This window comes from Gimesia chilikensis (genome assembly GCF_007744075.1).
In the GTDB taxonomy this organism is placed as follows: Bacteria; Planctomycetota; Planctomycetia; order Planctomycetales; family Planctomycetaceae; genus Gimesia; species Gimesia chilikensis_A.
Genome location: NZ_CP036266.1, coordinates 5,936,388 through 5,959,329, shown reverse-complemented (window position 1 = coordinate 5,959,329; position 22,942 = coordinate 5,936,388). Strand labels below are relative to the sequence as shown.

General features: G+C 55.3%; 17 protein-coding genes. 9 read left to right on the top strand and 8 right to left on the bottom strand.

Annotation, left to right across the window (positions count from 1 at the left end; all coding sequences use genetic code 11):
* Nucleotides 1–39 precede the first annotated feature (39 nt).
* Together folE2 and HG66A1_RS22465 are read left to right on the top strand one after the other, a co-directional pair.
* Nucleotides 40–1,050: a GTP cyclohydrolase FolE2 gene (folE2, locus tag HG66A1_RS22470; RefSeq protein WP_145189316.1), complete on the top strand. Its 1,011-nt coding sequence runs from the start codon at nucleotides 40–42 to the stop codon at nucleotides 1,048–1,050.
* A 267-nt stretch (nucleotides 1,051–1,317) separates the two neighbouring features.
* Nucleotides 1,318–2,169: a DUF1080 domain-containing protein gene (locus HG66A1_RS22465; RefSeq protein WP_145189313.1), complete on the top strand. Its 852-nt coding sequence runs from the start codon at nucleotides 1,318–1,320 to the stop codon at nucleotides 2,167–2,169.
* 898 nt (nucleotides 2,170–3,067) lie between these two features.
* Here HG66A1_RS22465 and HG66A1_RS22460 read toward each other — a convergent pair.
* The 6 genes from HG66A1_RS22460 to nadD all read right to left on the bottom strand — a co-directional run bounded on the left by HG66A1_RS22460 (nucleotide 3,068) and on the right by nadD (nucleotide 9,804).
* Nucleotides 3,068–4,360 (bottom strand): NAD(P)/FAD-dependent oxidoreductase, encoded by a 1,293-nt coding sequence (locus tag HG66A1_RS22460; protein WP_145189310.1) that lies wholly within the window; start codon nucleotides 4,358–4,360, stop codon nucleotides 3,068–3,070.
* Between the two features lie 55 nt (nucleotides 4,361–4,415).
* Nucleotides 4,416–4,952, bottom strand: coding sequence for a hypothetical protein (locus tag HG66A1_RS22455; protein ID WP_145189307.1), 537 nt, complete (start codon nucleotides 4,950–4,952; stop codon nucleotides 4,416–4,418).
* Nucleotides 4,953–5,019: 67 nt separating this feature from the next.
* The gene (locus HG66A1_RS22450; RefSeq protein ID WP_145189304.1) at nucleotides 5,020–6,330 is read right to left on the bottom strand and encodes a coproporphyrinogen-III oxidase family protein; all 1,311 of its coding nucleotides are present in this window, start codon (nucleotides 6,328–6,330) and stop codon (nucleotides 5,020–5,022) included.
* An 84-nt stretch (nucleotides 6,331–6,414) separates the two neighbouring features.
* Nucleotides 6,415–7,656: a PQQ-binding-like beta-propeller repeat protein gene (locus tag HG66A1_RS22445; RefSeq protein WP_145189301.1), complete on the bottom strand. Its 1,242-nt coding sequence runs from the start codon at nucleotides 7,654–7,656 to the stop codon at nucleotides 6,415–6,417.
* The gene (locus tag HG66A1_RS22440) at nucleotides 7,644–8,843 is read right to left on the bottom strand and encodes an iron-containing alcohol dehydrogenase (protein ID WP_145189299.1); all 1,200 of its coding nucleotides are present in this window, start codon (nucleotides 8,841–8,843) and stop codon (nucleotides 7,644–7,646) included. The genes HG66A1_RS22445 and HG66A1_RS22440 overlap by 13 nt, the downstream gene beginning before the upstream one ends.
* Before the next feature lie 358 nt (nucleotides 8,844–9,201).
* Complete coding sequence (gene nadD, locus HG66A1_RS22435; protein WP_145189295.1) at nucleotides 9,202–9,804, bottom strand: nicotinate-nucleotide adenylyltransferase; 603 nt, start codon at nucleotides 9,802–9,804, stop codon at nucleotides 9,202–9,204.
* 179 nt (nucleotides 9,805–9,983) lie between these two features.
* Between nadD and priA the strand changes: the two genes are divergently transcribed.
* The 3 genes from priA to HG66A1_RS22420 all read left to right on the top strand — a co-directional run bounded on the left by priA (nucleotide 9,984) and on the right by HG66A1_RS22420 (nucleotide 16,695).
* Nucleotides 9,984–12,314 (top strand): primosomal protein N', encoded by a 2,331-nt coding sequence (priA, locus tag HG66A1_RS22430; RefSeq protein WP_145189293.1) that lies wholly within the window; start codon nucleotides 9,984–9,986, stop codon nucleotides 12,312–12,314.
* Between the two features lie 183 nt (nucleotides 12,315–12,497).
* Nucleotides 12,498–15,476 (top strand): PQQ-dependent sugar dehydrogenase, encoded by a 2,979-nt coding sequence (locus tag HG66A1_RS22425; protein WP_197996748.1) that lies wholly within the window; start codon nucleotides 12,498–12,500, stop codon nucleotides 15,474–15,476.
* A gap of 190 nt (nucleotides 15,477–15,666) precedes the next feature.
* Nucleotides 15,667–16,695 carry a hypothetical protein gene (locus HG66A1_RS22420; RefSeq protein ID WP_145189288.1) on the top strand — a complete coding sequence of 343 codons (1,029 nt, stop codon included), beginning with the start codon at nucleotides 15,667–15,669 and terminating at the stop codon, nucleotides 16,693–16,695.
* A gap of 11 nt (nucleotides 16,696–16,706) precedes the next feature.
* Here HG66A1_RS22420 and hemW read toward each other — a convergent pair whose 3' ends face one another.
* The gene (hemW, locus tag HG66A1_RS22415) at nucleotides 16,707–17,840 is read right to left on the bottom strand and encodes a radical SAM family heme chaperone HemW (RefSeq protein ID WP_232106646.1); all 1,134 of its coding nucleotides are present in this window, start codon (nucleotides 17,838–17,840) and stop codon (nucleotides 16,707–16,709) included.
* A gap of 20 nt (nucleotides 17,841–17,860) precedes the next feature.
* On the bottom strand, nucleotides 17,861–18,919 hold the full coding sequence (locus HG66A1_RS32495) for a hypothetical protein (RefSeq protein ID WP_261344745.1): 1,059 nt from the start codon (nucleotides 18,917–18,919) through the stop codon (nucleotides 17,861–17,863).
* 42 nt (nucleotides 18,920–18,961) lie between these two features.
* Here HG66A1_RS32495 and HG66A1_RS32490 point away from each other — a divergent pair, with 42 nt between their 5' ends.
* The 4 genes from HG66A1_RS32490 (at nucleotide 18,962) to murJ (ending at nucleotide 22,875) form a co-directional block, all read left to right on the top strand.
* A complete protein-coding gene (locus HG66A1_RS32490) occupies nucleotides 18,962–19,390 on the top strand; it encodes a hypothetical protein (RefSeq protein WP_232106645.1) in 429 nt (142 codons plus the stop codon).
* A 107-nt stretch (nucleotides 19,391–19,497) separates the two neighbouring features.
* Nucleotides 19,498–20,514, top strand: a complete 1,017-nt coding sequence (holA, locus tag HG66A1_RS22405; protein WP_145189282.1) for a DNA polymerase III subunit delta — start codon at nucleotides 19,498–19,500, stop codon at nucleotides 20,512–20,514.
* Between the two features lie 237 nt (nucleotides 20,515–20,751).
* Nucleotides 20,752–21,174 carry a hypothetical protein gene (locus HG66A1_RS22400; protein WP_145189279.1) on the top strand — a complete coding sequence of 141 codons (423 nt, stop codon included), beginning with the start codon at nucleotides 20,752–20,754 and terminating at the stop codon, nucleotides 21,172–21,174.
* 63 nt (nucleotides 21,175–21,237) lie between these two features.
* On the top strand, nucleotides 21,238–22,875 hold the full coding sequence (murJ, locus tag HG66A1_RS22395; RefSeq protein ID WP_197996747.1) for a murein biosynthesis integral membrane protein MurJ: 1,638 nt from the start codon (nucleotides 21,238–21,240) through the stop codon (nucleotides 22,873–22,875).
* The last annotated feature ends 67 nt before the right edge of the window (nucleotides 22,876–22,942 follow it).

The following is a 22,942-nucleotide window of genomic DNA, read 5'->3' as shown; positions in this document are numbered from 1 at the left end:
CGACGTTTCACCTGAGACTGGATGATGAAAGACGTTTGCATGTTTGAATTTGTATCCGATGTACTGAACCTCAAGCAGATGGATTCTGCAGAGCAAGGCAGACAACCGCTTTCTTCCACCGGTGCAGGTGTGGTACCGATCTCTCGAGTCTTACCCGATGTTGCCAATGAATCAGAGCCGCATATCGGGGGGACCCTGGATCGGGTGGGTATGTCGGGCGTCGAACTGGTGCTGCGTCTGCGGGATGCCGCTGGTGAAGTCTTCCGGACACCGGCACGGGCCGATGCCGCCGTCAGCCTGGATAACGAGCGTGTGAAAGGCATTCACATGTCGCGTCTGTTCCTGAGCCTGAACAATCGACTGGCAGACGCGGAGCTGTCGATGTCTGTGGTCAACGAGATCCTGCAGGACTTCGTCAAGACGCATGCCGACATGAGTTCGAACAGTTACCTGACTCTCAAGTACGAGCATTCTATGAAGCGGCCCGCGCTGCTTTCCGATCATTCCGGCTGGCGGGCTTACCCAGTGACGATTCAGAGTGCTTACCAGCAGGGCCAATTCCGCCATCAACTGACGGTGCAGTTGACCTACTCCAGTGCCTGCCCCTGTTCGGCCGCGCTGTCACGTCAGCTGATCCAGCAGGCGTTCGAACGGTCCTTCGGCGACCGGAGCGAGCTGTCACATGATGAGATCTTCGAATGGCTGGGCACGCCGGACGCGATTCTGGCAGTTCCTCACAGCCAGCGCAGTCATGCTGACGTGACTGTGGAACTGGAAGAGGGAGTGGACGAGTTCCCGATTGAGACGCTGATCGATTACCTGGAACGGGTGATTGCGACTCCGGTGCAGACCGCAGTCAAACGCGAAGACGAGCAGGAATTCGCCCGACTGAACGGTGCGAACCTGATGTTCTGCGAAGACGCGGCCCGCAAACTGAAAGCGGCCCTGGACAGCTACGAGGGTGTGAAAGACTTCCGCGTGGAGATCAATCACCTGGAGAGCCTGCATCCGCACGATGCGTCGGCTGTGGCGAGTGGATCGCGGTCCTGATTCCACCCCATGTTCTGTTACGTTCAGGCCCGCTCAGCAAGCGGGCCTTTTTTTACGTAGACAGCCATATCTGCTCGTGGCGAGTGCTTTTCTATTTTCGCGAGAGTGCCGACTTTTTTGCGCTTCCTTCTTGCGTCTGGTCACGGCATTCAATAACTTAATTTTATTAAAGAAAATACTTTTGTCAGGCCCGTACGCGGGCTGTGAGCAGCACATGGCCGGGGCTCGGGGCTTTGGAAATGTGCTCCAGTTCAGGAAAGCGCAAACATGGTTTTGAAACGACTCCTCTCGATCACCTGTGTCTGTCTGGCTGCTGTCTGTACCGTGGGAGCAGAGGCAGGGGACAAAGTGGTCACGCCGAAAGATGGTGTGATTCATCTGTTTAACGGCAAGAACCTGGACGGACTGTATGTCTGGAACCGGGGAACCGAATATGAAGATCCCAAGAACATTTTCACCGTCAAGGACGGCATGCTGCACATTCTGGGTGACGGCTATGGCGGCCTGATCACCAAGAAAGATTACCGCGATTACCACATGGTCATCGAATTCAAATGGGGCGAAAAGACCTGGGGCAAACGGGAAGACCGTGCCCGCGATTCGGGCGTGCTGATTCACTGTCACGGTCCGGACGGCGGTTATGGCAACACCTGGATGGCATCCATCGAAGCCCAGATCATCGAAGGGGGCGTGGGTGATATTCTGGTGCTGACTGGTAAAGATCCCAAGACTGGCGAAACACTGCCGACTTCGCTGACGACCAGGATCAAAAAAGACCGTGACGGCGAAAAGGTCTGGGACAAAGATGGCGAAGAGATCACTCTCAGCTCCGGCCGGATCAACTGGTGGGGCCGTGACCCTGACTGGGCTGACAAAGTCGGTTTCCGTGGTAAAGACGACGTCGAAAGCGAATTCGGCGAGTGGACCCGGATGGACGTCATCTGCGACGGCGGCAAGATCAAGTACCTGGTTAACGGTGTGGTCGTGAATGCCGGCTACAACGCCAAGCCCGATCATGGCAAGCTGCTGGTGCAGACCGAAATGGCGGAAATGTGGGTTCGTAAATGGGACCTGTATCCGCTGGGTAAAGCACCCGAATATAAGAAAGACAAGAAATAAGTTCACCCGATTGTGAACTGAGCCCTGCCCTGGTGATGACCGGAGCAGGGCTTTTTTTGTGCGCTGTGGGGAGTGAGAGGTTCCGGATTTTCATCTGCGGGTGGTGGGTGAGAATGCGTATGATCTGCTGGTGATCGTGGCTGGTTTGCTGGTAGTCAGGTCAGGCGTGGTCCCTGCGTGTTTACTTTATTCTCGTATAGTGTGGATTTGCTGTCGAACCGGATTTTCTTTCATGAACGCAACACTGTCAGTTTCCTGCTCGCTGCGCTCGGCCCGAATTACATTCGGGTTTACCCGGTATTTTGAGGGGAAGGGGGATCGTTGCTGGAACTGGGATCGGAGTCGACCTTTATTACCGGCGGGTAGCACCTTGCCGCTCAGGGGGAGGATGTATATGGGATTCCATTGGAGTCTGGACCGGGTGGATCGTCGTTCGGCGGGCAGGCACACAGGCACTGCCCCTACGCGCGGTTTTGATTTTGCTGAAGCGCACGGGGAGGGCAAGACAGAATTTTGTCCCGATGTGGCCGGATTTTGTCCTGGTGTGTCCGGGATTTTGTCCTTATTCGGCCGGGGTTTGTCCTGGTCTGCCCTGAACATGGGAGGGAGAACATGGCGAACTGGTGCGATGGGTTTCGGTGAACAGCAGATGAAAAGCGACGGGGATTCAGGTGAAATTGCGTCAGTGGTTCCGGCTGTTCCAGTGCACGCAGACCCGCCTCGCGCGCGAGCCAGAAGGGAACCAGCATACGGTTCGGGGCGGGCAAATCAAGTTCAGTTTATTCAGGTAGCAGGGGCGCAGGGAGGGGATATGATCAGTGCTTGGATCAGCAGCGATGGATGGCGGGCGCATAAAAAATGCCGGCCTGTGTTGTTGTGCGACAGACCGGCGGGAGAATTATTTCTTCATGGCGACTTCGGAGTCGTCTGTCATGGCGAGTTCGGGGATTTCGTCCTGCATGACGGTAAACATCTCGGCGACTTCAGGTTTGAAGACGTCGCCGATGAGGATGTCGACGAGGTTGGTTTTGAACTGCGGATACTGTCTGAGGAAGCTGCCGAAACTGAACCCGGGAGTGTAGAAGGCGTAGACGAGTTTACGGAAGTTCTCGACACCGGCGCGATAGCCGGGGTACCACTGGCTGAGTCGTTCAACGGAGAAGTCGTCGGCTTCGAAAGCCTCGTTAATGGTGTCGGCGACGAGCTCACCCGATTTGAGGGCCAGGAAAACACCGCTGGAGTAGACGGGATCGATGAAGCCGAGCGCGTCGCCGGCGAGCATCCAGCCCGGTCCGACCGGTTGCGAGGAATGGTAGGAGAAGTCCTTGGTGGTCATGAATTCGGTGTCAGGCTGGGCATGTTCCAGGCGACGTTTGATGGCCGAGCAGCGTTCAACTTCCTGCCAGAAGATGTCTTCACTGGTGCCCCGATCTTTGGCGAACATGTAGTTCATGTCGCCGGTACAGCCGACGCTGACAACGTTGTCAGGGAGTGGAATGTACCAGAACCAGGAGTGTTTGCCTTCGGTCTGCAGGATGATGGTCGCGCCTTCGTCGATGCCTTCGTCTCTATGGGCGTTTTTGAAGTGAGCCCAGACGGTTCCCTTGCGGAGCACCGGATCGGCCTGCTTGAGTTTGAGCCGATTGACGATGAAGGCGGACTGGCCGCTGGTATCGACGACGAGTTTGGCTTTGATCTCGCGGGTTTCCTGGTTGGGGAGTTTCACCCGGACGCCGGTGACCTGTTCGCCTGCGGTGAGCAGGTCCAGAACCTGTGTGCCGGTACGGATGGTGGCTCCCTGTTTCTGTGCATTGTCGGCGAGCATCTGATCGAACTCGGCGCGGAGGACCTGCCAGGTCTGCGAGCTTTCGTGGTCTTTGTATTCGTGGAAGTAGAAGGGCATGGTTTCGACACCTTCATCGGTGACGAACTGCACGCTGAATTTTTTGGGGAAGGCGGTCTGTTTGAGTTGTTCGACCAGCCCCAGTCGTTTGAGGGACCAGTAGGTCTCCGGAATCAGCGATTCGCCGACGTGAAAGCGGGGGAAGTGAGCACGGTCGACGATGAGGGTTTTGCGCCCCTGTTCGGCGAGCAGGGCTCCGGTACCGGTACCGGCAGGGCCGGCCCCGATGATGATCACGTCGTATTCGGTTTCGATTTCAGGCTGTTCTGTTGTACTCGAATCAATCATGGAAAGCCTTTGTCTCTACAGTTGAAAGGACCGTCTTGTGTTGTGAGCTAAGGAGTTATAGCAGTGGAGCCGAAACTTCCAAGAGGTCAATTGCGGGTTGCTGATTACAAAAAATGGTCGCCAGGCGTCCATAGGTTACCTGGCCGGGTTCAATGTGCATGACATTGGCAAGCCCCGGTCCGGCGGTGATACGGAGGACGGCACCTAAGTCTACGTGTCGTAATACATTATGATTGATCAATACGCGTCCCAGAGGGATCTGGCCTGCGAGGATTTCGTCCTTAACGGCCTGGGTGACATAGTCGAAATTGAACCGCACGATGCCGAACTGGACGACCTGTTCGGTGCCTGTTTTGACGAGCAGGATTTTTCGGCTGTATACATTTTCATCGAGTCTCTGATCCAGCACGATGACGTCGACGGGGGATTTGTGATATTCCTCCATGGAGATGGTCATGTGGTGGTAATGTGCGAGCAGGGATTTGTAAGGCTCAGGAGTGGTCGCGGAAGAAACGTGTTCGGCCCGTTCGAACAATCGTTGTTCGTTCGGGAACAGTTTAACAAGTGCATCGAGTTCGTCTTGTGGGTTCACTTGGTCATAACTTCTTTAATTCAGGGGAGGGTCAATGTGAGAGAACAGGAATCCGGAGATCCGCTGCTTAGGTGTATCTTACCATGCGGTGTTCCGGTTCGAAATACTCCGTCAGCAGGCTGTCGACCTGCAGGATGCCTTTGCGGGTCAACTCGACCTGGGAATCATCATAATTCAGGTAGCCCGCTTTCTGCTGGTTCTGGAGTGCTTCGGAGAATTCTTCCGTGAGATTGACGCCGAACTTGTCCATGAAGGGTTGGGTACGGACGCGTCCTTCTTTGAGTTGCAGGATGAATTCGCGGATGAGCCGCTGGTGTTCGGTGGGTTCCAATGCGCGGTTTACGGGAAGTTTGCCGCTTTCCACGGTTTCGAGATAGTCTTCCAGTCGATCGAGGTTTTGATAATGCACGCCCTGCATATGACCGAACGAAGAGACCCCGGTGGCGATGATGTCGTTGCCGCGGAACAGATTGTCGCGGTAGACGAAACGATCTGTTTCGGGGTTTTTGACGAGTTCGTTTCCGCTGGCGAGGTGATAGCCTTTACCCTGCAGGGTTTCGATGGCCTCGTTCATCCAGCGGCGTTTGGTTTTCCAGTCGGCGATGGGGGAGTCGATGCCCATCTCTTTCATCTCTTTGGAGATGATCGTGTTGTGAGGGAGTTCCATCTGGTAGATGGTGATGTTATCCGGATTGAACTCGGCGGCTTTTTCGACGGCGTCCGACCAGTTGTCATCAGTCTCACCCATCATGCCGGCGATGAGGTCGATGTTGACCTGGGGGAAGCCGACCTGCTGGATCCAGTCATAAGCTTTATAGACTTCCGGGGTGAGATGCGCGCGACCGTTGGCTTCGAGCAGTTTGTCGTTGAAGCTCTCGACGCCGAGCGAGATGCGGGTGATGCCGATCTCTTTGAGGGTTTTGACTTTTTCCAGGTTGAGGGTCCCCGGCTCGCATTCGAAGGTGACTTCCTGGGCGGTTTCCCAGTTGAGCAGGCTGGAGAGCCGATCGCGGACCGAAAGGAGCTGTTTGGAACTCAGATAAGAGGGAGTTCCACCGCCGAAGTAGGTGAAGTCGAGGGTGCGTCCCTTGATGGCTTCGACCTGGCTGAGCATTTCGAACTCGTTCTGCAGGGCTTGAACGTAGCGTTCGATGGTTTTGGCATTCTGTTTTTCGTAGACGCGGAAGTAGCAGAATTTACAGCGTTTACGACAGAAGGGGATATGGATATAGAGCCCCATCGGAATGCTGGTATCGGGGGGCTGGTGCAGGACTTCCTGGATACGGGTGACGTATTCCTGCCTCCACTGCGAAAAAGGGGGGTAGTTGGAGATAAAGTAACTGCCGATTTCGGTAGTGCCTGTTGTTTCCAGATCCATAATGCTCTCAACGTGTTTTCTGTGTCGTTCAGCAAACCGATGTTGCCACCGGTTTTGATGATAATTGACGGGTCTTTCTTATTGTCACTTCTTTCCGAAACAATACAAGGCGCCATTTCGGGATTCTGTGCCGATGATCAGATGTCCCTGGCCAATGGCCGGGGAAGCGGTGATATCGTCACCTAAGTTCTTTTTCCAGAGGTTCTTACCATCTTTCAGATCGAACTCATACAGGTTACCATCCGAGGAACCGACGAAGACGCGGTCGCCGACAATTACAGGAGAACTGTCGACACGTCCCCGTGTCATGAATTTCCAGATGGGTTTTCCGGTTTTGCGTTCGACGCAGTGAACCTGTTTATCGCGGCCCCCGGCGACGACGTGCGTCTCGGTGATGGCGGCGGAGGAGTGGTAAGGATACTCTTTTTTGGGATCTTTATAACGCCAGTCGACTTTCGAGTCTTTCCAGTCGACGGCGATGATCTCGCTGGCATAGGTGCCGACGTAGAGGTCTTCTTCCCAGATCGCGGGCGAGGCAATCAGGTAGGTCATCAAGGGCATCTGGCTGTGCTGTTTGCCGGTATCAATATCGATCACGCGAAGCTGTTCGTCACAGCCAGTGACGAAGGTGAAGTGATCGACAATCGCGGGGGAGCAGTTCACGTAGCCGTCGGTCTCGAATTTCCAGGCGAGGGAACCATCTTTGACGTTGAGGCAGTAGAGGAAATTATCGTAGCTGCCGAACAGAATTTTATCGCCGGTGATGTTGGCGCTGCTGATGATTTCGGCGTCGGTTTTGAAGGTCCAGAGTTGTTTGCCTGTCGCGGGGTGGAGGGCGTGAAAAACGCCGTCTTCATCGCCGATGTAAACACCATCGGCGGTGACCAGGGGCGAAGACTTGAAACCCGGGGCGAATTTTTTCGGATCGGGATTTTCAATCGAACGATATTTCCAGACCGGCTTTCCGGTTTTGAGCTCGAGGCATTCCACGAAGCCGTTGAGGCCGGCCATGTAGACTTTGTCGCCCACGATGGCAGCTGTGGAAGCGATGCCGTCGGACGAGGGGTATTCCCAGAGCAGTTCGAGTTTCTCGGGGAGCGTGGTTTTCGCGACGCCCTGCTGCAGGTTCCCGTTGCGGAACGAGGGCCAGTCTTCCGGGTTGGTCTGTGGCGCAGGAACCGCGGAGGCATCTGCTTTGGCGGCCGGTTTGTTTTCCGCGGGTTTCTCAGCAGCAGACAGAGACAGACTGAATGCGATCAGGCAGAGTGCTACAGCTGCGATCCGGGAAGGGAGGTGGTTCGATTGATTTCGCTTTAATACGCGCATTCATACAATTCCCGTAAAGAGGACTGATCGACAGGGCGGGGGTTGAAGTTCCCGGTCCACTGTCGGGAGGCTTCTTCGGCCAACTGATCGAACAGGCCGGTGTCGACTTCACATTCAGTGAGTGTGGTCGGGGCTCCGGCTAATGAAACAAGGGACTGGATGTGTTCGGCCAGCAGGCCCGGACCCGCGGGATCGTGTTGGTCGCAGAGACCGATGTCGGACGCGAGCTGCGAGTAATGCTCGCCGACCAGTTCCGCATTAAAACGGATTACATGAGGGAGCATGATGCCGATGGCGACGCCGTGTGTGAGACCAAAATGTGCCGAGAGAGGGTTCGCGAGAGCGTGTGTGGCACCGAGCATCGAATTTTCGATGGCGGCTCCGGCGAAGTGGGCTCCCAGCTGCATATTGCCGCGGGCGGTGAGGTCATCGGGGGTATTGAGAACCTGGGGGAAACTATGAGCGAGCAGAGACCAGGCGCGACGGCTGAAGAGTCGCGAGATTTCATTGCGGGGTTTGGTGACGTAGGTTTCGAGAGCGTGGCTGAGGGCATCGATGCCGGTGACGTGGGTGACCGAGCGGGGCATGGTCAGCGTGAGTTCGGGATCGAGGATGGCGACGCGGCAGGCCGCTTTTTTATCGCCGCAGGCAATCTTCATGTGTGTTTCGGGATGCGCGATGACGGCGAACGACTGAGCTTCACTGCCGGTTCCAGCGGTGGTGGGAACCGCGATCAGGGGGAGCATCGGTTTCGAGGCTTTGCCGACTCCCCAGTAGTCTTCCATTTTGCCGCCGTTGGTGAGCAGGAAGTTGATGCCCTTGGCACAATCCATACTGCTGCCTCCTCCGAGGCCGACGATGAGATCGATGGGTTGCTGACGGGCGACGGCCAGTCCGCGTTCGACGTCTTCGGTGGTGGGGTTGGCGTGAACGTCGTCAAAGATGGTGATTTCGACGCCTGCCTGTTCGAGCGAAGCGACGCCGCGGGCTTCGTGACCGGCTTCCGCGAGACCTTTATCGGTGACCAGCAGGACATGTTTTGCGCCCTGTTCGACGGCGAGTTCTCCCAACCGGCTCAGGGTTCCCCCACCGAAGACGATTCTGGTGCGGGGCTGATAGTCAAAGGCAGAAAGTGAGGCTCCTTCTCCCTGATCCGTTTTCAGTTTGGTTGAAGATTTCGAATCCATGACGCCGAAGTTTTCCTTACTCTTTCGATCCGTTGATCAGGCTGAATGATGATTCACGCTGGCGGGTGTTCCATTTCGAATCCGTTTTGCTGTGCGGGGACAGGCATGCGAAGTCGTCTGTTTCGTCTGGTGAGATAAATCAGGCAGGTTTAATTGGGGCGCAATATCCAACGCTGGTAATCCATTCCCTTCCGTAATAAACACCGTAGAGCGCTCACTGGCATCGTTCCATTTCCACACCGTACGTGTCTACTGTTCTAATTCTGATCAAACTGACCGGGAATTTCCAGTAGTCAGCACTGATTTATAGACGGTTCACCCGTCTTAAGCGATGTTTAAGTCTCAGTTTAGGGAAATCTCAGTCTAAATACAGCCTGTTATTGTGGATATAAACTTCGACTGCCCGCGGCATCATGTAGCGGACACTTTTGTTTTCGCGAATCCGCTGGCGGATGTCGGTGGAAGAGAGATCGATGCCGGGCATGGTGACCCAGGAGATTTTGGTAATGACCGTCTCGCCGAGCTTGTCTGTCAGATTACTGAGATCTGGTAAACTAATGTTAGGGCGATTGACGCCGATCAGGTGTGCCTGCTCCAGAATCGCTTCCGGCTCGCGCCAGGTGTGGAAGTCGCGAACAGAGTCGGCTCCGATGATCAGGAAAAAGTCGTCGGCGGGGTGGGATTCCTTGAGTTGACGTAGCGTATCTACCGTGTAACTGGGACCGTCGCGGTGCAGTTCCAGGTCCTGAATGACGAAGCTGGGGTTGCCGGCGATCGCGAACTCCAGCATTTCTCGCCGCTGTTTCCCAGCCGTAATGCCTTTTGTTTCCTTGTGCGGGGGAGAACCGGCGGGGATCAGCCAGACTTCATCCAGTGCGGCCTGTTCGCGGCACTGTTCGGCGAGAAGCAGGTGACCGTTATGGATGGGATCGAAGGTTCCTCCAAAAATTCCAATACGCATCGGTGAATCATTTCTATCTTTCAGCGGAGGCTTTCAGCAAAGGAGCTGAGTGAGCAGGGGGCATCACTGAAAGAATCTTTTGTATCGAATGCTCGATAGTCGAGTTTGTTTGTTGAGTTACCGCTGTCAAAGAGTTACAAAACGATTTGACCTTTTCCCTAGTATATCCTGCTGGCTGTATGAGTAAACCGAAGCAACAGAGCCTGTTTGAAGATGAAGAGCTCCCCGAAAACCCGATGCCCTGGGAGCGGAATTCACAGAATCTGTATCTGGCACAAATCGTTCTGAACCGACCGGTGGACCGCGTGTTTCATTACCTGGTGCCGGAGTCGATGCGCCCGTTGCTCAAGCCCGGACATCGGGTGCAGGTCCCCTTTGGTCGGGGGAATCAGCTCTCGCCCGGCTATTGTGTGGGCGTGGGACCTGCGGATGAAGATCAGCCCAGTGTGCGTCTGAAGTCGGTCGATACCATTCTGGACAGCCGCCCGTTGTTCAGCGCCAAGATGCTAAAATTGACCCGCTGGATTGCCGACCGCTACCTGTGCAGTTGGGGGCAGGTGCTGGACTGTGTCGTTCCTGCCGGCGTCAAGAATCAGGCGGGCACCCGGATGGTGACGGTGTTTGAACTGACCGATCCGCGTGCACTACAGGGGAGAAACATTCCTGAAGAAATCGAACGGCTGCCGGCCAAACAGCGGGCCGTCTACGATGCACTTAAATCTGCCGACCAGCCACTGACGATGGATCAAGTCATGGCCGCCGCCGGCTGTGGTTCCGGCCCGGTTCAGACTCTGAAAAAGAAGACCTTGATTCGCAGTCATCAGAAACGGGTACAGCATTTCGAAAATGGCGACGATGCGGCTTACGCACACATCACCAAGCAGGACGATCTGCAGTTGAACCGGGACCAGCGGATGGCGCTGGATCAGATTCTGTCCGCGATCCGGGGGCAGCGGAGCGAAACGTTCGTCCTGCAGGGCGTGACAGGCAGTGGTAAGACCGAAGTTTACATCCAGGCGATCCGCGAAGTCGTCAGCTATGGTCAGCAGGCGATTGTTCTCGTTCCCGAAATCAGTCTGACCCCGCAGGCGATTCAGCGATTTCGTTCCCGCTTCGATTCGGTGGCGGTGCTGCACAGTCATTTGAGTGACAGCGACCGTCATTACCACTGGCAGAATATCGCGGCCGGTAAGGTGCAGGTGATTGTGGGAGCCCGGAGTGCCGTGTTTGCTCCCGCACCACATCTGGGGCTGATCATCATTGATGAAGAGCACGAGACCAGTTTCAAGCAGGAGACCGCGCCCCGTTATCATGCCCGCGAAGTGGCGCGAAAACGTTCCGAACTGGAGAAGGTTCCTTTGATTCTGGGGTCGGCGACGCCCACGTTGAATTCCTGGCTGCGGGTCATTGAGAAGAAAGACACGCTGATCTCGATGCCTAAGCGGGTCAATAATCTGCCGATGCCCGGTGTGAATATCATCGATGTTCGCAATGATGTGCAGGTCAGGCGAAACGAGTCGCTCGGACGTGTACTTTTCACGGGCATGCAGCACGCACTCGAAGCGGGTGGGCAGGTGATTCTATTCCTGAATCTCCGCGGCTATTCGCCGGCACTGTGGTGTAAAGGGTGTGGAAACTCGGTGAAGTGTCCGCACTGTGAGATCTCACTGACCTGGCATCGGGATAAGAGCCTTGCGGTCTGTCACAGCTGCGATTTTTCCAGCAAGCCGCCAACGCACTGTCCCAGTTGTGGGGCACCGGGACTGCGGTATGTGGGTACCGGGACACAACGACTGGAGGAAGAGGTCAAAGCGAAGTTTCCCAATTACACCTGCAAGCGAATGGACAGCGATACCATGCGGGGTGTCGGCAGTCATGCGAAGGTGCTCAATGCCTTCGCCGCGGGTGAGGTCGATATCCTGCTGGGAACACAGATGATTGCGAAAGGGCTCGACTTCCCGAACGTAACGCTCGTGGGCGTGATCGACGCGGATACGATGCTGCATCAACCCGATCTGTTTGCTTCGGAACGGACGTTTCAGTTGATTGCGCAGGTCGCCGGACGTACGGGACGGGGCATGCAGGGGGGACGCGTGTTTGTGCAGACAACCTCGCCGGCCGAGCCCGCCATCGTCAAAGCCGCGGAGCATGACTTCCTGGGGTTTGCCCGGTTGGAGCTGGGGCACCGTAAAGAGATGCTCGCACCTCCTTTTTCGCATTACGCCCGGGTGATTCTACGTGGTCCCCACGAAGAGCATGTGGAAAAGTTCGCCCGACTGATTGCCGAGATTCTCCATGATGCCGCAGAAGAACGGAAACTGAGTGTGCAGATTCTGGGACCGGCTCCGGCGCCGATTATCAGGCTGAAGAAATATTTTCGCTACCATTTCCAGCTGGCTGCGGTGAATGTGGAAGAGATTCTGCAACTGTGGCGGGAAGTGGATCCCAAACTGCCTCGGGAAAAGGGGATCGAATATATCATCGATGTGGATCCGGTTAACATGCGGTAACCGCCGGTTCACATTTGAGAACCGGGTGGAAAAGATCCGTGTTCCGCAGCGCGAAGCGGCATTCGGAATTGCATTCGGTGGGGACAGCAGGTTGAATAGTATCAGAGGATGCGACGAAGGATCCATTCAGCGGGGGCGAAGACGGGCTCCTGCATCTCTCACAGAAGAAGAGGACTGCTCTGCATGAAGGCCCCTGGAAAAAAGTCTGATTCCCGAGTCTGGTTAGTCTGGTCACTGGTCCTGACGGCCATCTTTTGCCTGCAGGGACGTCTGCAGGCGCAGGATGCCCAGTACGGGATCGAGGAACGGATTCCCTGGACGACTTCAAAGGTGCAGGGGAGCCCCGATCCCGCATTGCCTTACGAAACCGAGCGGGCCTTTCCCCAGTTGAAATTCAATCAACCCCTGGTGGTTGCGACCGCGCCAGGTATGAAACGCTTTTTTGTTGCCGAGCGCAAGGGGAAGATCTTTTCCTTCGATTACCAGGATCAGGGGACTTCCGAAACCGAACTCTTTCTGGATCTCAAGCAGCATGTCCCCGAACTGAATGAAATTTACGGGATGGCATTTCATCCCCGCTTTGAAGAAAACGGATATGTTTATATCTGCTACGTTTTGAAGCCAGGCCTGCCCGAAGGGACGCGGGTCTCGCGGTTTAAGGTACAGGATGCAAATCGGCTGCACTGCAATCCGGAATCGGAAGAGACTTTGATTGAGTGGCTGTCGGGCGGACACAATGGTGGCTGCCTGCGGTTTGGACCAGATGGCTATCTTTATATCTCAACAGGTGATGGCGGACCCGCTTCACCGCCGGACATTCATAATGCCGGACAGGATGTGAGCAACCTGCTCTCCTGTGTGCTGCGAATCGACGTCGATCAACGCAGTCAGGATCTGCCTTATGCGATTCCCGTTGATAATCCGTTCGTGAAACTGCCGAACGTGCGGCCTGAAATCTGGGCGTTCGGCTTTCGTAATCCGTGGAAGATGTGCTTCGACCCCAAGAGCGGTGATTTATGGGTGGGCGATGTCGGCTGGGAACTGTGGGAACTCGTCTATCGCGTCGAAAAGGGCGGTAACTATGGCTGGAGTATCAAAGAAGGCCGCCAGCCGGTCAAGCCGGGGAATCAGCTGGGACCGACGCCCATTCTGCCACCCACGATTGCCCATTCGCATCGCGAAGCCCGTTCGATTACAGGGGGCTACTTTTATGGAGGCACGCGCCTGCCGGATCTGAAAGATACTTACATCTACGGTGACTATTCCACGGGAAAACTGTGGGGGTTGCGTTATGAAAATCAACGGGTCAACTGGCATCAGGAGCTGGCGAACTCGACGTTGAAAGTAACCGCCTTTGCCATCGATGATGCGGGCGAAGTTTACATCGTTGACATTGAAGGAGGCGCCTTTCATCGGCTGGCGCCAATTAAGGAGTCCGATCATAATCCGGATTTCCCGACCCGATTGAGCCAGACCGGTTTATTCGAATCAACCGAAAAGCATCAGGTGGCCGCGGGTGTGATACCATACGAAATCAATGCACCTGCCTGGGCGGACTACGCGACTGCCGAACGCTTCATCGCCTTGCCTCCTGATACCACGATTGAAGTCGTGCAGAAACGGTTCTGGAATTTTCCCAAAGATACGGTGCTGGTCAAAACCATTTCGCTGGAGACGGAGCGGGGGAATCCGCAGACGGCCCTGCGGCTCGAAACACAGCTGTTACACTTCAACGGGGCCCGCTGGCAGGGATATTCCTATCGCTGGAACGAAGATCAGACCGATGCGACTCTGGTCCCCACTGAAGGCGACAGCATCAAACTGGAGATAACCGATGCGGGCCATCCGGACGGAAAACTGAACTACGAGTGGCGGGTTTCCAGTCGGGCGGAGTGTGCGGTCTGTCATACACCCTACCAGAATTATTTGTCGGTGCTTTCCTTCGAAGAAGCACAACTCAACCGGGAACGAAAATTCGGTGATATCGTCGACAATCAGTTGCGGGCTCTGGCGCACATCAAGGTGCTGCCCGAATCGGTGTGGAATGAATCAAAGGGGACTAAGGCACATTATCTGGTGGATCCACACAACACCGCGGCAGCGTTGAACCTGCGGGCCCGATCTTACTTGCATGCGAACTGCAGACACTGTCATCGCAATAACGGCGGAGGCGGTTCGACGATTGAACTCGATGCCTCTTTCGATCTGGAAGCGATGAAAGCGGTAGGAGTGACACCCACCCAGGGGAAGTTTGAGATTCTCGGAGCAGAAGTGATTGCTCCGGGCGATCCGTTCCGATCGGTGTTACTCTATCGCATGAGCAAACTGGGAAAAGGGCGGATGCCTTATTCGGGTTCATCGATTGTTGATGTCGAAGGGACCCGGTTAATTCAGGAATGGATCGAACGACTGCCTACGCGTCCGCATGAGTTGCAGTTCGAAATCGCACGTCAGCGGAACCGACAGGTGAATCTGTTGGAAGACGCGATACAGATTGAAGATCAGGATTTTTCCGGACAGAAACTACAGGAAGTTCTCGGAACTACCAGCGGAGGGCTGATGCTCTTGAACGCCCTGGATCGACAACCGATGTCGGAGGACACGCAGAAGCAGATCGTACGGCTGGCGACGCAGGGTGAGAATCCACTGGTGCGTGATTTGTTTGAACGATTCCTGCCTGAGGATCAGCGGGTAAAACGGCTGGGGCAGAACATCGACCATCGGGCGCTGCTTTCATTGCCGGGAGATTCGCGGGAAGGGAAGCGACTGTTCATGGAGATGGCGGGACTGCAGTGCCGGAATTGTCATCGTGTGCATCAGCATGGCAAAGAGCTCGGCCCTGACCTGACCCAGATTGGCAAGAAACTTTCACGGCAGGAGCTGCTGGAGAATATTATTGAACCATCGAAAAAAATCGATGAGAAATATTTTACCTGCGTGGTCGAGCTGCGTTCGGGCAAGGTGGTCAGTGGGCTGCTGGTCCGTAGAGACGATGCGGGCGTGGTGTTGAAGGATGCCAAAAACGAACTTCTGGAGATCCCGGTGCAGGATGTGGAAACTGTGGTGATGCAGAAGAAATCGCTGATGCCCGACCAGTTACTCCGTGACCTGACAGCCGAGCAGGCCGCTCATCTGCTGGCATATCTCGAATCATTGAAATAACCGGTTCTCGCCCTTCACGAATGCGGTTTCCTGCTGAAAAACAGTCTGGTCTTCGGACTGAATATCCTTATAATTGATACTGACGCTCCTGAGTTCCCACCCAACGTTTGCGCCTCAATCAGACGGAAGTACGAACGCCTTCCCCGTTCGTCCCGAATATATAAACCCAGACATAACATTGAGTTGAGACATGGCAATACAATTTGATTGTCCGTACTGTACTTCCACGTTGAAGGTTCCCGATGCTTCCGCAGGCAAACAGGGGGATTGCCCCCGTTGCGGCACGAAGCTTGTGATTCCCAATCCATTCGCCATGAGCGAGCAGGCTGCCCCTGCCGCCCAGGAAACGCAGGCGGTTTCTCAAACGCAGGCTCCCGCCATGGATGCACCGGCAGGAGCATCACAGGAAGCCGCACCACCGGCAGGTGATTCCGTTGCGGTTCAACAACGACCTTTATCGACCGCGACAGCCCAGTATCTGCGGAAACGACGCAGGTCGAACGTGGGTCCCATTCTACTGATCATTCTCTGCTTCGGGCTGATGCTCGGCGCAGCCGGCTATTTCTATTACACCTATGGTCCACGGCTGGAAGGGAATCTTGTCGGAGCCCGGCTGAGTCCGGAAGATGCGAGCCTGGAGCAACTGCAGAAAACATCGGATCTGGGACTGTCTGAGGATGTGATCCAGGCGGTGAATAACAGTTTTAAAGAGACGCCACGTCGGGTGCAGAGCGACCTGATGGAGATGACGTTCTTTGGTCCGGAACAGGGCGGATTGAAAGTTCGTCTGAAGCCGGGCGCGAAAACGGAAATCGTTCGCGTCGATTTAACGGGCGATCCGGCACTGCTGGAATACATCAAGCAGCATGGCACGCAACTCGATCAGCCACGCTACACAGAATTGCAGAGTCAGCTCGCAGCTTTTTATACGGACTGGAATCGCTTCCTGCAGGAAGGCGGACCGATGCCGGACCTGATCAACTATCGAAACACAATCGGTTTGAACTCGTTGATCGGCGGACTGGGTTATCATATGGAAGCCCGCGTTAATAATCGGGTTTTTCCCTGCGTGCATGATGACTATGACGGGGGGCTGTACTTCCTGGTGCCGAAAGGAACACTGCAGTTCGAAATTCTGGGGAGCCAGATGGAGAATGGCTGGACGAAGTTTCCTGGCAAGTATACGGTCCAGGTGACTCAGGAATACCAGGGGCACTGAGTCTCGCGTGATCAGAGGAAATCGACCACCACGGAATCGGCGAGCAGGCAACCGGCCTGGGTGAGCCGCAGGTGGGTTTCGGTCTGTTCCAGTAGTCCCGCAGCGATATTTCTCTCAATCGCGGATTCCGCCAGTTCCGGAATTGAGAAACCGTAGCGGGATGCGAACTCAGCGAGATCGATGCCGACGCGACGCCGGAGACCGAAGATGATTGCCTCGCGGGCTCGGGATTCGGGATCGAGTTCTTCCTGTTCCGCGATCGGACACTCACCGGCGGCGACATGCTTGAGCCAGGTAGTGACACTGCGGTGATTCTGGCGGCGAACACCATTCAGGTAACTGGCTGCACCGGGACCAAAACCAAAGTAGGGATAGCCGGTCCAGTAGACTTCATTGTGGCGACATTCGAACCCCGGGCGGGCGAAGTTTGAAATCTCGTAATGCTGCAGTCCCCGGGAGCCCAGATAGTCCAGCGAAAATTCATACATGCTGCCGGCCAGGTCATCCGCGGGTAAATCGAAGAGCCCCGACTGCTGGCGACTCCAGAACGAGGTTCCCTTCTCGATGGTCAGGCCGTAGGTCGAGAGGTGGGGAATTCCGAGACCGACGGCATCGGCCAGGGAGGACTCCCAGTCCGACAGGCTTTGACCGGGGACCGCGAAGATCAGATCGAGGCTGGTATTGGGAATGCGGGCCTGCAGGTTCTGCACGATTTCGAAGATCTGCTCGGGTTGATGATCCCGCTCCAGGAAGGTGAGTATCTCGGAGTGAAAGGACTGGACGCCGAGGCTGACCCGGTTGACGCCACGCTGCTTGAGGAAGTCGATTTTCTCAATGCTCAGATTCAGTGGATTGGCTTCAATGCTGAATTCGCAATCGTCCGCCAGACGAAACCGGTTGAAGAGGGCGGAAAAGAGTCGTTCCAGTTGTTCAATGCTGAGATGAGTGGGAGTGCCCCCTCCCAGGAAGAGGGTCTGCAGTTCGGTGCCCGGTTCGACTGTCGCGAACTGTTGTTCCATGGCAGCCAGATAGTCGTCGATCAGGTGGTCCTTGCGGGCAACGAGCGTAAAGTCACAGTAGCCGCAGCGGTGCTGGCAGAAAGGGACGTGTATGTACGCAGAGGACGGTGTTTCCGGGTTAGTCACAGCAGCAGATCCGCAGGCTGTCAGGGTGTCTCTTCGTCTGTGGAAGAGAGAAGTTCGCTGACGGGTGCATCGCTGAAGCTCAAGGCAGCCAGGACATGAGCCAGCGTCAAAATGGCATCGCAGGTGGGGACGGTTTCCCGGAACCAATGATATCCACTGTGATCGGCAGCGTAAACGGCCCTGTGTTGCTGCATCTGAAAATAGCTGTCTGCCAGCGTTCCCCTATGTGTGTGCAGGTTCCAGTCTGCAGGGAGCTCTGTCTGCTGTTCCCGGCTGATCTGATCGAGCACGAAGACGGCCTCTGACTGTTCGGCGGCCAGGGCCTGCATCAGCAACCGGGTGACGGCGTAATTGGGGAGTAACTCACCTGTCTCGCTGAAGAACGCGGTCTGGCGGCTGTCGTCGTCGATCAGCAGACCCAGGTCGCAGGTGTGGGTTTCGAGGTACTGCTGCATTTTGCGGACATCTGAATCGTCGGGATCGAGCAGGTTCCGCTTCTGATGTGGAATGTCGACCCAGGAGAGCTGGCAGGGGAGCTTATCGAACAGGGAATCGAGGGTTTCCCGGACCAGTCTGAGGGAACAGGCGACCGCGATTTTCAACGGTCGCAGGGCGTGAAAGTGTTTCAGGAACTGGCTGCGGTATGTTTCCATGGGGTGGAAGGTACGCTGAGAACCCGGCTGTCGTGATGCACGACCGTAACCCTGCTCAGCGATCTCCTGGATGCGTTCGAGGCGGAATCCCCGGGAGACAGGCTGGGACTGTTCAAGTAAAAATTCGAGTCCGGTACTGGACGGACCACAGTGGGAACCGGTGACCATGATCGCGCCCTGGGCCTGCAGATGCGAGGTGGCATAAGCGAGGATTGCAGGTACTGTGAGACCCAGATCAATCACCCGGCAGCCGTTTCGACGAAGTGCTCCCGCAACGCCGGTAATGATGTCGGGTGACGAAGGTCGTTCATCGAACCCAATGACAACGCAGGGTCCGCGACTCTTTTCGGGCCGAGGTTGTTCTCTGGAGGGAGCAGACGATCTTCGGGAGTGGGCGGTTTTGGAATCCGGGGCTAACCCTTTCAGCGGGAGGCTCTCCCAGAGCAGGTGCGAGAAGGCGCCGGCCAGGTGAGCGGCCTGTGTGCGGTCGATTTGATTCAGATAAACGCCACGTACTCCTTCAGCTGTAAACAGGTCGGGCGCAGTGCCTCGCGCCTGCTGAGTCTGATGCAGGCGTTTAACCGTCTGCGGAGAAAGGTTTCCGGTGATCTGGTTGTGAGGACAGTCGCGGCACTTGGGATAAAAGGCAGCCAGACGCGAAAGGTGAATCGCTTTGGAGATCGGATACTTCTCGCCGGGGCACTGGAAGAACAGTTCTGCTTGCTGCAGGAGTTTGGGGAGCGGTGGTTGCGCATGCGCCTGGTGCAGCAGGTGAGAAGACTGACTCGATGCCTGTTCAAATTGATCTGCCGGATCCTCGGAAATCGGTCTGTTCCCCGCCTGGTTTTACTCAAAATGCAGGAACCGGTGCCGGGGGCACTCGAAATTCGCTGCTAAATGGAGTGTAATAGATTTCGTAAATACTCTGGAATGGTTTTCAATATTGCCGCTCCAGAAGTGTGAATGTATGTGATCCCGCGGTTTCCGGTCAATAAGAGTTAGCGATGCCCCTGCATGTCACCGAGTTTCTGTTAAGCCCCGAGCAGCACACGCTGGGACCGATTGTGGTCCTTCACGGTGATGATCGGTACATGAAACAGGAAGCGATTCATGCGATCGAGCCGATTGTGCTGGGCGAGGAAGAGGACACCAGCATCACGCGTTTCGACGGGAAGCGGCTGGAAAAAGAGCTCCCCCCATCCACCCTGTTTGACGAACTGAAAACCGTCTCTATGTGGGGCGATCAGCGGCTGGTGATCGTGGATGAGGCAGAGAAGTTTGTCTCCGCGTTCCGCTCGCGACTGGAAAAATACCTGGAAGCACCCTCGAAGAGTTCGCTGCTGATTCTGGACGTCAAATCGTGGAATAAGTCGACCAAACTCGCCAAGACTGTCGCGAAGATCGGTCTGGATCTGGAATGCAAGGAGCTCAAGGGGAGCCAACTGGCAAAATGGATCGCAGATACTGCAGAACAGGTCCATCAGAAACAGATTTCGCGAGAAGCTTCGCTGCTGCTGGTCGAACTCGTGGGAACCCATTGTGGACAGATTCATCAGGAACTCTCCAAGCTCGCCACCTTTGTGGGAGAGGCGGCACGCATTAGTCCAGATGATATTCGCGCTGTTGTCGGAGGCTGGAAAGCAGAGACGACTTGGGCGATGACCGACGCCGTGCGAGACGGAAATGTCGGAGCAGCTTTGAAATACCTGGATAATCTGCTGGTGGCCGGCGAGGCGCCCCAGAAAATCCTGGGGGGGCTCAACTTCGTTTGGCGCAAGTACTTTAAGGCCACGCAACTGGCGGTGCAGGGGACCCCGTTGAGGCAGGCGCTCAAGGAGTCGGGAGTCTTCCCGCGGGACATCGATTCGTCTGACCGTTACCTGCGAAGACTGACCCGGCAGCGGGCGGAAAAAATAGGTCAATGGCTGCTGGACGCCGATTTAAATCTGAAAGGCAACAGCCGCCTGGACCCCCGGCTGGAACTGGAGCAACTGCTGTTTCTGCTCAGCGGCTGTGCCTGAGTTTTTTGAGTAAAAAGGGGACTGACAGGCACTTGACGCCTGCTCGCCTCTTCTTAAACTTCCTTTCAAAAATCTGATTTCTCCCGGAAATGAATCTTGCCTGGAATATTCCGCGGGGGTATAACACTATGTTACTAAGGTTTTTGCGAAGCTCATTAACGCTGTTGGAACCTGGCAGCGACTGACAAAGTTTCGTACTTCTTCTATTGGGATCGCAGACGCACATTGAGGTGAAGCATGTCGTCCGAACTCTTGGATCCGTCTACGGCCTCCAGCATCTATGAGGAAGCTCCTCTAGAAGCGGAACGCCACAAATGGATCGAAAGCCAAAAGAATGGCTTTGATCTGGGTACGCTTGCTATTTCTGACTGGTATGCAAATCATTGGTATTACTTTTGCATCGGGAAGAAAATTGAGCATCTTTTGGGAAATCGATGCTGGCAAGAATTCAGTGATACCCGTTTCGGTTTTTTGAAGTCTCTTCAACTGGAGAATGATCTGCTGGCAGATCGGATTCTGGATCGAATCTTCTGGCTGCGGATGGAGAATCTGGACATTATTATCTGGGCCAGAGAGTGGAATCTGCCCATGGAGCGTGTACTTGAGATCTTGAAAATGATCGATATCAACTCTGCACGACTCGAGCCGGTACTGTCCTGATTTCTCATTTGAATTATGGATGATTCTGCGCCACCTGGACCTGTCCAGGAAAATCAAGCTCAGGTGGTTGCATCTGACCATACGCGCGGGCTGTTCGCAGGACTACGAACTGTTAGTCTGCTGACGCTGTTAAGCCGCGTGCTGGGGATGGTTCGCGATATCGGTATGGCAACCCTCTTTGGCAACGGTCCAATCATGGACTCGTTTTCTGTCGCTTTTAAACTGCCCAACCTGACGCGACGTCTGTTAGGAGAAGGGGCACTCTCTACGGCCTTTCTTCCCACCTATATCCGCGAACTCGAGCAGAACGGACGTGAAGCATCCTGGAAGCTGGTGACCGCGGTCCTGTTCTGGCTGATGGTGGTTTCCGTATTACTCGTAGGCAGTGCAGAAGTCATTCTGGTGCTGCTTAGCTGGAGAGGGAATCCGGAGTCAGAAGCACAATTGTTGTACTGGCTGACCGGGCTGCTGCTGCCTTATCTGATTCTGGTCTGTCTGGCAGCTCAGATCAACGCGACGCTGCATGCATTGAACCATTTTTCAGTACCGGCCCTGTTACCGACCATTCTGAACCTGAGCTGGATGGCCGGGATCTGGCTGGTCGCTCCCTTTCTGCCGGATGCTCCTGCCAAAATTACTGCGATCTGCATCGCGATTCTGCTGGGCGGAGTGGTGCAACTGGTGCTGCCTTTCTGGAAGCTATGCCAGATGGGCTACCGACCACATATGGATTGGGGAGTCGGGTTCGGTCAGGTACAGTCCATTGCCCAAAGCATGGCTCCGATTGTGGTCGGCCTGTCGATTACGCAGTTGAACACGCTGATCGACAGCTGTCTGGCGTGGGGCCTGGCCCGACCAGAGGGGATTTACGCGACAGGAGCCAGCCCCGCGGTCTGGCAGATCTTTGAATCGGGAACCGCCTCGGCACTTTATTTCGGACAGCGAATGTATCAGTTCCCCCTGGGAGTGTTTGGAGTCGCCCTGGGAACCGTGCTCTATCCTCAGTTATCCAGGCATGCAGAACGGAACGACCATCATCTGTTACGACGAGATTTACTGCTGGGACTGCAACTTGTGATTGGTGTAGGGCTCCCCGCCAGCCTGGGACTGGTGCTGATGGCACAGCCGCTTTCTTCGCTGCTGTTTCAGTATGGTGACTTTGATCAGTTTGATGCCCTGCAGACGGCAGAGATGATTCGCTTTTATGGCATCGGCGTGTTTGCTTTTATGGCGGTCCTGATTTTGAATCGAGGATTCTATGCCATCGGAGATACCCGTACGCCGGTACGAATTGGGGTGGTGGTCGTAATCTGCAATCTGCTGTTGAATCTGGCGCTGATCTGGTGGCTCAAGGGTAGGGGGCTGGCACTGGCCACATCAATGGCCGCTATGATTCAGACGGGCCTCTGTCTGTGGCTGATCAGGGAGAAGGTGGGGCAGATCGATTATGCGAAACTGTTCAACACTAGCTGGCGGGCCAGCCTGGCGACCGCAGTGATGTCTGCGATCATCCTGATCGAATTACAGTTACTGCCCACTGTTGATTTATTTCGTTATCGCCTGCTGCGTGTGCTGGTTCCCGTTATCACCGCTGTTGTAATTTACCTGCAGCTGGCGAAGATATTAGGGCTGCATGAGATCATGACACTGTTACGGTCTGGCAGGAAAGCTTCTGTTAAATCAACGGATGGCGAAAAATAAAAAACGGCCCTGAGTAAAACACTCAGGACCGTTTGGAATAGAATCTGAATTTTGCCGGTCAGTCTTT

Excerpts from the sequence above, each read along its gene's own strand:
- holA (WP_145189282.1), top strand. The coding sequence starts at position 19,498 with ATGCCCCTGCATGTCACCGAGTTTCTGTTAAGCCCCGAGCAGCACACG.
- folE2 (WP_145189316.1), top strand. The coding sequence starts at position 40 with ATGTTTGAATTTGTATCCGATGTACTGAACCTCAAGCAGATGGATTCT.
- HG66A1_RS22440 (WP_145189299.1), bottom strand. The coding sequence starts at position 8,843 with ATGGATTCGAAATCTTCAACCAAACTGAAAACGGATCAGGGAGAAGGA.
- HG66A1_RS22420 (WP_145189288.1), top strand. The coding sequence starts at position 15,667 with ATGGCAATACAATTTGATTGTCCGTACTGTACTTCCACGTTGAAGGTT.
- HG66A1_RS22450 (WP_145189304.1), bottom strand. The coding sequence starts at position 6,330 with ATGGATCTGGAAACAACAGGCACTACCGAAATCGGCAGTTACTTTATC.
- HG66A1_RS22445 (WP_145189301.1), bottom strand. The coding sequence starts at position 7,656 with ATGCGCGTATTAAAGCGAAATCAATCGAACCACCTCCCTTCCCGGATC.
- HG66A1_RS22460 (WP_145189310.1), bottom strand. The coding sequence starts at position 4,360 with ATGATTGATTCGAGTACAACAGAACAGCCTGAAATCGAAACCGAATAC.
- priA (WP_145189293.1), top strand. The coding sequence starts at position 9,984 with ATGAGTAAACCGAAGCAACAGAGCCTGTTTGAAGATGAAGAGCTCCCC.
- HG66A1_RS22400 (WP_145189279.1), top strand. The coding sequence starts at position 20,752 with ATGTCGTCCGAACTCTTGGATCCGTCTACGGCCTCCAGCATCTATGAG.
- nadD (WP_145189295.1), bottom strand. The coding sequence starts at position 9,804 with ATGCGTATTGGAATTTTTGGAGGAACCTTCGATCCCATCCATAACGGT.
- HG66A1_RS22465 (WP_145189313.1), top strand. The coding sequence starts at position 1,318 with ATGGTTTTGAAACGACTCCTCTCGATCACCTGTGTCTGTCTGGCTGCT.
- HG66A1_RS22425 (WP_197996748.1), top strand. The coding sequence starts at position 12,498 with ATGAAGGCCCCTGGAAAAAAGTCTGATTCCCGAGTCTGGTTAGTCTGG.